This window comes from Kitasatospora sp. NPDC030952, from assembly GCF_055571335.1.
In genome coordinates this window covers 131,728-144,262 of sequence record NZ_JBVIFM010000016.1, presented here as the reverse complement: position 1 = coordinate 144,262, position 12,535 = coordinate 131,728, and the positions used below count along the sequence as shown (strand labels likewise).

General features: G+C 72.1%; 5 protein-coding genes. 4 read left to right on the top strand and 1 reads right to left on the bottom strand.

Annotation, left to right across the window (positions count from 1 at the left end):
- Positions 1-30 precede the first annotated feature (30 nt).
- A complete protein-coding gene (locus ACZ47G_RS26215; RefSeq protein ID WP_465746585.1) occupies positions 31-624 on the bottom strand; it encodes a TetR/AcrR family transcriptional regulator in 594 nt (197 codons plus the stop codon).
- 235 nt (positions 625-859) lie between these two features.
- On the opposite strand from ACZ47G_RS26215, the gene ACZ47G_RS26210 reads away from it, so the two are divergent.
- From ACZ47G_RS26210 to ACZ47G_RS26195, 4 genes are all read left to right on the top strand, one after another.
- Positions 860-2,005 (top strand): FAD-dependent oxidoreductase, encoded by a 1,146-nt coding sequence (locus ACZ47G_RS26210; RefSeq protein WP_465746583.1) that lies wholly within the window; start codon positions 860-862, stop codon positions 2,003-2,005.
- Positions 2,006-2,837: 832 nt separating this feature from the next.
- Positions 2,838-3,683 (top strand): methyltransferase domain-containing protein, encoded by an 846-nt coding sequence (locus ACZ47G_RS26205; protein ID WP_465746581.1) that lies wholly within the window; start codon positions 2,838-2,840, stop codon positions 3,681-3,683.
- 191 nt (positions 3,684-3,874) lie between these two features.
- On the top strand, positions 3,875-11,650 hold the full coding sequence (locus tag ACZ47G_RS26200; RefSeq protein ID WP_465746579.1) for an SDR family NAD(P)-dependent oxidoreductase: 7,776 nt from the start codon (positions 3,875-3,877) through the stop codon (positions 11,648-11,650).
- Complete coding sequence (locus ACZ47G_RS26195) at positions 11,647-12,525, top strand: thioesterase II family protein (RefSeq protein ID WP_465746577.1); 879 nt, start codon at positions 11,647-11,649, stop codon at positions 12,523-12,525. Before ACZ47G_RS26200 ends, ACZ47G_RS26195 begins: the two co-directional genes overlap by 4 nt.
- The last annotated feature ends 10 nt before the right edge of the window (positions 12,526-12,535 follow it).

The window sequence follows — 12,535 nt, the reverse complement described above, 5'->3', positions numbered from 1 at the left end:
AGGAGCCCTGGCCGGCGAGCAGCCGCCCCGCTACGGCGCGGGCGGCCTGGTCGGCGGTTCCCAGCCGTGGGCGAGGATGTCGAAGAGTGCCCCGACGGCGGCCCGGCGGTCCTGCCGGCCGTGAGCGAGGACCGGGATCTGGAGCACGAATCGAGCAAGAGCCACACAGGCGAGGTTGTCGTGGTCCACGCCGAACTCGTCCGCGATGGCTGCACCGAGGCTGTCGGCGTGCCTGGTCCACATGCGTTCGGCGTACGCGCGCAGTGCCGGCGTGGAGTTCACCAGGTCGGTGAACGCGGCCGCCTGAGGATGGGCCCCGATCGCCGGCCAGGTGTCCAGCACGTGCTGTCGGAGGGCATCGAGGATGCTCTGGCCGGAGGGTCGCTGCCGCACCGCGGCGACCAGTTGTGACTCTCGGTCCACGTCCTGGTCGAAGACCAGCGCCTCCTTGCCACTGAAGTGTTTGAACACCGTAGCGGTCGACACGTCGGCGGTGTCGGCGATGTCACGGATGCTCACCTGGTCGTAGCCGCGCTCCAGGAAGAGTCGCAGCGCGGCGTCGGCGATCGTCTGCCGGGTGGCCGCCTTCTTGCGGTCGCGGCGGCTGACAGGGGGCACGGTCATGGCCAGAGCGTACCCGACAGTCGAATCAATCGCTAAGTAGAGTCGTTGCACTTTTCTACTCGCTCTGATTTTATGGACACTGTACGTACCTGACCGGCACATCGCCGTCGGACCCGTCATGGCCTGCGCCGCGCCGACCCGTTCACCGGGGAGGCCCCCTGCGTGGCACGTCCGGCGCCGAGATCGACATGCCCGGTCCTGCTCGACTCCTCCTCGCCGACCGAAGGGAACGACCATGAACTCCCCAGCGCCCGCCCGGGCCCGCATCAGCATCATCGGTGCCGGCCCCGGCGGACTGACCTGCGCCCGCATCCTCCAGCAGCGCGGCATAGCGGTCACCGTCTACGACCGCGACGCGGGCCCCGACGCGCGCAACCAGGGCGGCACTCTCGACCTGCACGCCGACAACGGCCAAGTCGCCCTGCGTGAAGCCGGCCTGCTCGACGAGTTCTTCAAGCTCGCTCGCCCCGAAGGGCAGGAAATGCGCCAGATGGACCCGACCGGCACGATCACGTCCCATCACGTCCCGGAGGCCGACGAGCTGTTCAAGCCGGAGATCGACCGCGGACGGCTGCGCGACCTGCTGCTCGACTCCCTGCAACCGGGAACCGTGCGTTGGGGCCGCGCCCTGCACCTGATCAGTGGACCCGGCGACGGGCCTCGGCGGTTGCACTTCGCCGACGGCACGACCGTCGAGACCGATCTGGTCATCGGCGCCGACGGCGCCTCCTCCCGGGTGCGCCCGACCCTGTCTCCCGCCGTCCCCGGGTACACCGGGGTGAGCTTCCTGGAAGCCTGGTTCACCGACGTCGAGGACCGGCACCCGGGTCTCGCCGAGCTGGTCGGCCAGGGCGGCGCCCACGCGGCCGACGGCGAGCGCGGCCTGTTCGCCCAGCGCAACAGCGGAAACCACATCCGCGTCTACATCATCCGACGGGTTCCGGTCGACTGGATCAGCAGGAGCGGCCTGACCGTCGAGGACACCGATGGCATCCGCGCCCTGCTCCTGGGCGAGTACGCCCACTGGTCGCCCCGCATGCGCCGGATGATCACCGAGAACGACGGCCCCTACGTCGACCGCCCGATCTTCGCCCTCCCGGTCCCGCACACCTGGGAACACAACCCGACGGTGACCCTGCTCGGCGACGCCGCCCACCTCATGCCCCCGCTCGGCGTCGGCGTCAACCTCGCCATGCTCGACGCCGCCGAACTCGCCCTCGCGCTCGCGAACGCCGCCACCGTCGACGACGCGATCCGCACCTACGAGAAGACCATGCTCCCCCGATCCACCGAGACGGCCGAGGCCCTCGAAGGGGGCACCGAGCACCTGCTGTCCGCAGGCGTACCCGACTTCGGCAGCGACGACGACACCCAGCCCTGAGAACCGGGATCAGGCTGAGGTCTTCAGCCGAGGGCCGAGGATACCGCCGAATGGCCGGCTGCAGTGCCGACTTGACGAATAGTCAGTTCACGCGACCCCCCTTTCCGCCGCCGCGCGAGCAGCGGCCTGCCGCAGAACCCGTCCGAGGACCCGTGCCGGACGGGCGAGCACCTCGGCCGGGGGACGCCCGGTGCTGATTGTCGCCAGACCTTCGACGTTGTGTCACGGGGCCGTAACCGGCGTTCACCTGGGAGGTTGCGTGTGTCAAGGTCGTTGCAGCCACCACCGATCGTCGTCCTCCGAGGGGCGGAGCGGACAGTGCCGCCGGATGGGGGACGACGATGTCGAAAGCGATGAGGGGTATGCACGCCTGCGCACGAAGACCGGTTACCGCGCTCGTCGCCGCGGGGCGGGCGCTGACCGCGTGCGTTCCCAAGGGCTCGGCCGGCGCCTAAAGGCCCTGTCCGGACCCAGGTGCGCGGAGCCGGGGCGCGAACTTCCTCCTCCAGCGGCTCGAATGCCACACGGCCCTCCACCTGGAGTACGACCTCCGCCTCGAACGCCGACGGCAACGCCGCCTCCGTCCGGACGATGGACCCCGTGGGCGCGGGCGACCGCATCCTCACCGCGATCGCCCTTGCCGAGTTCGGCTCCCGCGCCATCGCGGGCGTGAAGCCACAAGCGGGACCGGCGCGAGCGGTGGAGACCGGGTTCCCGCCGCGTGCGAGGCATTCGTAGCGACCGGCCGCCACGCCGCGCGAGCGCGCCAGGCGGCATCGGAACCCGCGGCGCCTGTCGAGGACCGGATACTCAGCCCAGGAAGGCCACAACCTTGACCAGCTCCCATCCCACGACCGGGCACGAACCCGGATCCCAGACGGCGTCCGGCTACAAGACCGGGGCCTTCGGCCATCAGAGGACCGGTGAGCAGGGCCGGCTGCGTGCGCTGGAGGACCTGTGGGACCCGTTCACCGAGCAGTACCTGGCACGGGCAGGCGTGCCCGCCACGGCCCGCTGTCTGGAAGTCGGGGCAGGCGCCGGGTCGGTGGCCCGGATGCTGGCCCGGATCTGCCCGAGCGGTGACGTCACCGCGACGGACATCGACACCCGTTTCTTCGCGGAACTCGCGACCGAGGAGCGCATCACCGTCCTGAGCCACGACGTGACCCGGGACGGCTTTCCCGCCGGCTCCTTCGACGTGATCCACGCCCGGATGGTCCTGTGCCATCTGGCCGACCCTGCGAAGGCGTTGGCCGCCATGGCCGAGTGGCTACGCCCCGGTGGCCTTCTCCTGGTCGAGGATCTCGACCTGGGGCCCGCCGATGCCTCACCCCACCCGGTGATGCGTCAGGGCCTGCTCGTCGCCGAGCGGACCCTCGGGGTCTCCCAGGGCAGCGATCTCCGCCTGGGCCGACGGTTGCAAGCCCTGGTGACCGATGGCGGCTTCACCTTGGGCGGCATGGCGGTGCAGCCGGTGATGATCGGTGACGGCGGCTTCGCTGATGAGTTCTGGCGCCTGTCGTTCGCGCAACTCCGCGACTTCCAGGCCCGGAACGGCTCCCCGCTGGCCGACGAGCTGGACGCGGCACTGTCCTTGATCGACCGACCGGACTTCACGGATCTCGGCATGCACGCCGTCTCCGTATGGGGTCGCAAGCCCGTGCAGCCGACCAGCTAGCGGCTCGGACAGCCGCCCGCACAGCCGCCCGGACAGCCGCCCGGACAGCCGCCCGGCCCGACAACTCCGGGAGTGGACGCCGCGGCCCCGGTCCGCGCACCCCTCGGCGCTTGAGCGCCGACCCGACACGCCCTGTTGTCGCCTCACCATCCCCGAGATTCGAACCCGCGCCGCTCATGTGGAGGGACTCCATGGCTGAACCCCGTCCATCCTCTCCGTACACGTCCTCCGACGTCGACCACCCCCCGGTGCCCACTGACGCGGTGGCCGTGATCGGGGTGGGCCTGCGTCTGCCGGGCGGCATCCACCGCCTGGACCAGCTCGGGCAGGCCCTGCGTGAAGGACGCGACCTGGTCGGCACCATGCCCCCGGACCGCTTCGACATCAGTGCCCACCAAGCCCGTCGCTCGGGACGGCCGGGCAAGTTCAACTCCATCGCGGGCGGTTTCCTACCCGAACCGGAGGTCACCGGCTTCGACACCTCGTACTTCGGCATCACTCCCAAGGAAGCCTCCCGCATCGATCCGCAGCAGCGTCTGCTCCTCGAATGCGCGGTCGAGGCGCTCGACGACGCCGCCCTCGACATCAGTGCCCTGGCCGGCACCGAAACCGCCGTCGTCACCGGTGTCTCCAACCACGACTACGCCGACCTGCAGGCGCGCCGCCTGCGTTCGAGCAATCCCTACACCACGACCGGCGGACTCCTGTCGACCACGGCCAACCGCGTCTCGTACGAACTGGATCTGACCGGACCGTCCAGCGCCGTGGACAGCGCCTGCTCCTCCGGTCTGACCGCGCTGCACCAGGCGTGCGAGCACCTGCGCACCGGCCGCAGCCCGCTCGCCCTGGCAGGCGCCGTGAACCTGATGCTGGCGCCGGGTCCCTTCGTCGGCTACGCGCAGGCCGGAGTGCTCTCGCCGACGGGGCGCTGCCACCCCTTCGGAGCGGCGGCCGACGGCTTCGTACGCTCCGAGGGTGCCGTGATGCTCGTCCTGAAACCCCTGGCCGCCGCCCTCGCCGACGACGACCGGGTGCATGCCGTCATCCTGGCCACCGCGCTCAACTCCGACGGCCGCACCGTGGGCCTGTCCGCGCCGAGTTCACGCACCCAGGCCGCTCTGCTGCGCCGGGTGTACGCCACCGCCGGCATCGACCCGCGCGACGTGTCCTATGTGGAGGCACACGGCACCGGCACCCTGGTCGGCGACCCCGTCGAGTGCGCGGCGCTGGGTGAGGTGCTCGGCAGCCGCCGTGCCGACGCCCCGCTTCCGATCGGTTCGATCAAGTCCAACCTCGGGCACCTGGAGGCGGCGGCCGGGATGGCGGGAGTGCTGAAGTCGCTGATCGTCATCAAGTCCCGTTCCATACCGAGGACTCTGCACGCCGATCCACCCAACCCGAAGATCGACTTCGACGGCCTCGGTCTGCAGCCGGTACTCGCCGCCCGTCCCGTTCCCGGCGACGGCCGTGTGGTGGTCGGCATCAACTCCTTCGGTATCGGTGGTGCCAACGCGCACGCCGTTCTGGCCGCACCGCCCGTCCTGACCGCACCGCCCGTCCTGACCGCACCGCCCGTGCTGTCGGCGCCACAGGCCCGGCCTGTCCTCGCCGACGCCGCCGCCGCGCCGAGCGACGCCGACGCCGCGCCAGTCGTCGGCACTGCGGCGCGGCCGGTGCCGGTCATCGTCTCCGCCCACACGGCCCAGGCGCTGACCGCCGCCCTGGAGTCCTGGGCGGAGCACTTCACCGCGATGGCCGCCGACTCCTCGCAGGGGCCCGAGGCCCTGTACGACGCCGCCTTCACCTCGTGCCGACGACGGACCCGGCGCCGCCACGGCATGGCGTTCTTCGCGACCGGTCCCACCCAGGCCGCAGAGGTCCTGGCCCGGGCGGCACGGGGGCAGGAAGCGGCACGGGGGCAGGAAGCCGCCACCGCTACCGAACGTCTGGTGAGCGGAGGCCGGATCGGCTTCGTCTTCTGTGGGAACGGATCGCAGTGGGCGGGCATGGGGGCCGAACTCCTCGGCCAGGACCGTGCGTTCACCAGCGAAGTCGAAGCCGTCAGCGGCGAGCTGGAGCCCCTGCTCGGCTGGAGCGTGCTTGAGGAGATGGCCCGCGCCGATGCCTCCCGTTGGGACCGCACGGAAGTCGCGCAGCCGATGCTGTTCGCCGTCCAGGCGGGCCTGGTCGCCGCCTTGTCCGCCCGGGGCGTCGATCCGCACGCGGTCATGGGACACAGCGTCGGGGAAGTGGCCGCCGCGTACTGTGCGGGTGGCCTCACCCGGGCTCAAGCCTGCCGCGTCATCGCCGCCCGCAGCCTCGCCCAGGCCGCCACGGCGGGCTCGGGAGGCATGGCCGCGGTGGGCCTGAGCGAACGCGCCGCCAGGGAAAGGCTCGAGCAGGCTCAGCTGACCGGCCGCGTGGAGATCGCCGCGATCAACTCCGACCAGGACGTCACCCTCGCGGGCCCGCACGAGGACCTCGCGGCCCTCGGCGCCGCACTGGATTCCGACGGCGTCTTCTTCCGGGACCTGCGCCTCGACTACGCCTTCCACACGGAAGCCATGGAGCCCGTGCGTGACCAGTTGGCCCGTGCACTGGAATCCCTGGCCCCCGGGTCCTTCCGCATTCCGATGGTCTCCTCGGTGACCGGCCGCCTCGAGTCGGGGCAGGCCCTGGACGCCGGGTACTGGTGGGCCAACATCCGCCGCCCCGTCCGCTTCCACCAGGCCGCCACCGAACTGACGGCCGGGGACGCCGCCTGCGACGTCCTGGTCGAGGTCGGCCCCCACCCCGTGCTGACCGCCTATCTGCGGCGTGCCACCGCCGACGCCCCCGCTCCCGGCGTGGTCGTTCCCACGCTGTCCCGGACGTTCGCCACCGTGGACGCGCTGCAACAGACCGTCCTGCACGTACTCGCCGCCGGGGCGGCGGTGGACTGGGACAGCCACTTCCCCCGTCCCGGCGCGGTGGCCGACCTGCCGGCGGTGGCGTGGCAGCGCGAGCGGCACTGGAACGGCGACGCGTCCTGGTGGCAGGAGGACGCCCCCGGTGAGGACGCCGCCGATCCCCACCCCCTGCTCGGATCCCGCCAAGCCGGGCCGGAGGCCGCGTGGTTGAACCGTCTGGACGCCGACCGGCTGTCCTGGATGGAGGACCACCGGGTCGCGGACGCCGTCGTCTGGCCCGCCGCAGGCTTCGTGGAAATGGCGTTGGCCGCCGCACGGAGCCGACACGACGGACCGGTCGAAATCACCGGCCTGTCCATCGACCGGGCCCTGACCCTCGACTGGAGCACCGACTCCGCGAGCCCCATGGACGGGGACGACGTCCAGCTGGCCACCCACCTCTCCCAGGACGGCAGGCTCACCGTTCGAAGCCGCACGGGTGAACAGGACTGGACCGAGCACGTCCGCGCCGGCGTGCGGAGCCTGCTGCGCCCGCAGCGCCCCCCGCTGGACGTCGCGGCCCTGGAACGCCGGCTGCCGAACCGGCATCCCGCCCCGGAGCACTACGCAGCCGCCCGTCGGGCCGCTCTCGACTACGGGCCGGCCTTCCGGACCGTCACCCACCTGTACACCGGGGCGGAGGAGACCGTAGGACGCTACGAGTTCACCGCGTCGAGCCGGCCCGAGCCCGGAGTCATCGCCCACCCCACGCTGGTGGACGGAGCCCTGCAGACCTGTCTGCCGCTGATGTTCACCGCGGACCGACCCGCCCCGTTCCTGCCCGCCCGCATCACCACCGTCCGCAGCTGGCGGACGCTGCCCTCCTCCGGCTTCAGCCACGTCACCCGCGCCACCGGGCCCGAAGGCCTCTGGGACATCGCCGTGTGCGACGACGACGGTGAGGTGTGCATGGAACTGCTCGGCTGCGAACTGCGACGCTTCGACACCGTGACCGCCGACGAGCAGGACCGCCTCACCGAAGTCCTGCGCGCGGTGCCCCTACCCGGCCAACCCGAGCCCGGCCGGAGCCCGCTGCCTGCCCCGCGGTCGCTGCCGGAACTGGTCAGGAGGCAGAACGACGCCCAACTGGGCCGGCTGCACCGGATCAGCGACGCGCTGCGGCCACGCCTGCTCGAAGTCTGCGCCCACTTCACCGCCCGGGCCGTGCGCCACCTGCTCCCAGCCGCGAAGCACTCCTCGTTCGGCCTGGCCGACCTCATCGAGGCGGGAGTCAAGGCCAAGCACGCGCGGCTCCTCGAGGTCCTGCTGCCCCAGGCCGTCGGTGCCGGCGTCCTCACCGCCACCGGGCCCGGCGTCTGGAGCAGCACGGCCGCACCACGCCCCGAGGCACTGTTCAGCCGTCTGCTCGAGGACTGTCCCGGCCAGTCCGTCACCGTCCTCACCTACGGTGTGTGCGGGGACCGCCTCGCCGATGTCCTCACCGGTGACGCCGACCCCCTGGAGCTCCTCTTCTCCGACGCCGACAACCTCGCCCAACGGTTCTACGAGGCCAGCGCCTTCTTCGCCCCGCACACCCGCGCGCTCGTCGGGTGGATCCGCAGCGTCGTCGCCGGTTGGCCCACCGACCGGCCGCTGCGCATCCTGGAAGTCGGTGCGGGCACCGGCGCCACCACCGCCGCCCTGCTACCGCACCTGCCGCCGGAGCGTGTCCACTACACCTTCACCGACGTGTCACCCGCGTTCTTCCCCGCCGCCGAGAAGCGCTTCCACGCCTACGACTTCCTCACCCACCAGGTCCTGGACGCCGGCAGCGACCCGGTGGCCCAGGGCTTCGAGCCAGGTGCCTACGACCTCGTCATCGCCTCGAACATCCTGCACGCCACGGGCGACATCTCCCGCGCGCTGCGCGGCATGGCCACCCTGCTCGCGGACGGCGGCCACCTGATCGCCCTGGAAACCCACAGCACCGAACTCCTGGCTCCGGTGTTCGGCCTGCTGGACTCCTTCTGGCTCCCCACCGACCAGGACGTCCGGCCCGACGGTCCCCTGGTGCCCTACGACCGCTGGCCCGACCTGCTCGCCGATTGCGGCTTCGCGGCCACCGGACAGTACGACGACACCGCCGCCGACCGGCCCTACGTGTCCCTCGTCGTCGCGGAGCGCTGCGCCCGCGCCGTCCCCGACGAGGCAACGGACCGTACTCCTCCCGGCGCCTCGGGCGGGCGACGGGCCTCCGCCGCCGGGGCGGCGCCCGACCACGCGACGCAGCGGTCCTGGCTGCTGAGCACGCCCACCGCCGACGCCCCCACCGAGTTGGCGCACCGACTGACCCGGGCCCTGCTCACCGCATGCCCCCAGGGCCGCGTCCAGCACGTCGCGGCGGCCGGCGGTGCGGACTCCTGGGCCCGCGAACTGACCGCTGCGGCAGACGGGGCCGAGGCCCCCCGACCGGTGAGCGACGTGATCCTCCTCGCCGAACCGGCCGGCGAAACGGGACCACGGCAACGCACCGACCACGGCGTGCGGCAGCTCGCCGCGCTGCGTGACCTCACCCGGGCCTGGAGCCGGAGCGCGCGGTCGTACGAAGGGAACCTGCGTGTCTGGATCATCGACGCCGACAGCCAGCAGCCACCCACCCCGCCGCCCTCGCCCCACGGCGCCCCCCTGTGGGGCGCCGCGCGAAGTCTGGCGAACGAACACCCCTCACTGAGCGTACGTCGCATCGCCTTGACCGAGCCCGGCGACGACGACACGTTCAAGCGCCTCCTGCACGAACTGCACCACCTCCAAGGCAGCGCAGCCGCGGCGGGCACCCCCGAGGAGTTCGTCGACGACGAGGTGGTCCTCACGCCGCGAGGGCGATTCGCCACCCGGGTCACCACACTGCCCGCCAGCGGGGCCACCTCCGGATCCGAACCCCACTACGCGCTGCACGTCGATGCCTCCGGACGACACCCCGTCCTCACCTGGCGCTCCACCACCGCGCTCCACCCGGCCGAAGGACAGGTGCTCATCCGTACCGCGGCCGCGGCGCTGAACCACCACGACCTGCTCACCGCGACCGGCAGCAGTCCCCTGCCCGCAGCCCGCCGCCACGGATTCCTCGGCCTCGGCCTGGACTGCGCGGGCACCATCACCGCGGTCGGTCCCGGTGTCACCCATCTCGCACCGGGCGACCGCGTCGCGGCCATGGCGCACACCGCTCTGGCCTCCCATGTCCTGGCTTCCAGCGATCACGTCGTACCGCTGCCCGACGCGATGGCGTTCACCGCGGCAGCCACCCTGCCCACCTCGTTCCTCACCGCACACCACGCCCTCGAGCAGTGCGCGGGCCTCACCGAGGACGACACCGTCCTCGTGCACGCCGCCACCGGGGGCGTCGGGCTGGCCGCGCTGCAACTCGCGCGGCACGCCGGCGCGCGCGTCATCGCCACAGCCGGCACCCCCGCCAAACGGAGCCTGCTGCGCCTGCTGGGCGTCGAGCAGGTGCTGGACTCGCGCACCCTGGACTTCGCCGAACAGGTCGCGGACCTGACCGACGGCCGCGGCGTCGACGTCGTCCTCAACTCCCTGCCCGGCGAGGCCCGTCTGCGCAGCCTGCACCTGCTCGCCCCGCAGGGGCGTTTCATCGAACTCGGTCGACGCGACGCGGAGCGGGACGATCCGCTGCCGGTTTCCCCGCCGGCCCGCAACGTCTCGTTCTTCGAGGTGGACACGCTGGACCTGCACGATCGGCGGGCGCCCGTGGTCCGGCGCCACTTCACCGCGCTGGCCGAAGCCGTCACCACCGGCCGCTGGACGCCGGTGCCCCATCACACCTTCCCCGCGGACCGCTTCGGGGAGGCGTTCAGCCTGCTGAGCCACGCCCGGCACATCGGCAGGATCGTCATCGATTTCGACGCCCCACCACCGGTCGTCGACTCCGCGCCCGCGAGCGCGCTCGACGCCGACGCCGCCTTCGTCATCACCGGTGGCCTCGCGGGATTCGGTGCCGCCACGGCCCGTCACTTCGCCGCACGCGGCGCCCGCCACCTTCATCTCGTCGGCCGCCGAGGCGCCCGGACTCCCGGCGCGGCGGGACTGCTCGACGAGCTTCGCGCCATGAAGGTCGAGGTCACCGTGCACCGCGCCGACGTCACGCGGCCCGGCGCCCTCGATCCCGTGCGCACCGCCCTGCGGGAACGGCGCCTGGGCGGTGTCGTGCACGCCGCCATGGTCCTCGCGGACGCTCCCTTCACCGACTGCACCGACACCCAGCTGGAGGCCATCCTCGCCCCCAAGATCGCCGGACTCCACGCACTCGACGCTCTCGCCGAAGAGCACGATCCCGACTTCTTCCTCGCCTACAGTTCGGTGGCCGCCCTCGACGGCAACATCCAGCAGGCCCCCTACGTCGCCGCGAACGCTGCGATGGAAGCGCTGATCCGAGCCCGACACCGAGGCGGCAGCCCCGCCCTCGCCGTTCAATGGGGCGTCATCGCGGACGCCGGATACGTCCACCGCACCGGACGCGTCGACGAGATGGCCTCCTACGGCATGGCCCCCGTCTCCGCCACCGACGCGCTCACCGCACTCGACCGGCTTCTCGACACCCGAACGGGACTGGTCGTCGCACTGGGCCGGTTCGACTGGGACAGCATCAGCCGCGTCCTGCCCGCTCTCAAGGCGCCCAGGACCGGCGCACTGCTCCGACAGCATCACGTGAGCACCGACCGCCCCACCTCCTTGCGCAGCGAGGTCGCCGTGCTGAGCGACGACGAGGCCATCGTCCTGATCGAGGACAAGGTCGCCGAGCTCGCCGCCGCCGTCCTGCACACCCCCGTCGACCGCCTGGACCGCACCAGCCGCCTCGACCTGCTCGGCATCGACTCCCTGATGTTCCTGGAACTCTCCGCGGCACTGCGCCGGCACCTCGGCTGCGACATCCCCACCCTGGAACTGATGGGCGCCGCCCACCTGCCCGACATCGCCAAGCGAGCCCTGTACCGCCTCCGGCAGCCGGGTTACGCCGACCCCACCAAGACCGTCACCGTCCCGGAGCGGAGTGAACACGCATGAACACCCATGCCGTGGGCAGCAGTTCGGCCCGCCTGACCACCGCCGTCGACCAACCCGACTTCGTCGCGCTGAGCCCGGCCACCGGTGACGGACACCTCCTGCGCCTCTACTGCATGCCGCCCGCGGGAACGAACGCCACCTACTTCCAGGCCTTCACCGCCCACCTGCCGGCCACCGTCAGCCTGCACGCCCTGCAACTGCCCGGGCGTGGACGGGCCATCGGCACGGCGGTGCACACCGACCCGCACCGCCTCGGACAGCTCCTCGCGGAGCGCATCCGTCAGGGCGACCACGGCCACCCGTACGCCGTGTTCGGCCACAGCGTGGGAGCCCTCGTCGCCTACGAGACCGTCAAGTGCCTCATCCGGCAGGGCCACCGCCCGCCCACCCTGCTCGCCCTGTCCGCCATGGCCGCCCCCCACCACCCCGAGTTCACCGCAAGGGCTCCGGATGTCCTGCTCGGCGGCCGGGAGGGGATCGAGAAGCTCTTCGGCCGCCTGCCCGACCACGTCGGCCACGACCCCAGGGCACTGGTCAACACGTGGATCCCGATGCTCGCCGATCTTCTGCTCGCCCTGCAGTTCCCGCCCCACCAGGGACCACCGCTGGACGCCCAACTCGCCCTCTACGGAGGCGAGGACGATCCCGTCATCTCCCCGGAGGCCTTGGCCGGCTGGAACGACATCAGTAGCCGACCGGCCACCCCACGCCTCTTCCCCGGCGATCACACCTACCCCCTCGACGCCGTCGCGGCGCTCGGTTCCCGGCTCACCGTCGACCTCGTCACCTCCCTGCGGGGGTGGGTGTGTCCGACCGGCGGCTCCGGCTCACCTTCGGGGGAGTGTCCGATCGCCGACCTCGGCGCTCCGCGGTGACGCGGGTGGG

Bases quoted from the DNA above. Each gene is read 5' to 3' on its own strand.
- ACZ47G_RS26210 (WP_465746583.1), top strand. From the start codon at position 860: ATGAACTCCCCAGCGCCCGCCCGGGCCCGCATCAGCATCATCGGTGCC.
- ACZ47G_RS26200 (WP_465746579.1), top strand. From the start codon at position 3,875: ATGGCTGAACCCCGTCCATCCTCTCCGTACACGTCCTCCGACGTCGAC.
- ACZ47G_RS26215 (WP_465746585.1), bottom strand. From the start codon at position 624: ATGACCGTGCCCCCTGTCAGCCGCCGCGACCGCAAGAAGGCGGCCACC.
- ACZ47G_RS26195 (WP_465746577.1), top strand. From the start codon at position 11,647: ATGAACACCCATGCCGTGGGCAGCAGTTCGGCCCGCCTGACCACCGCC.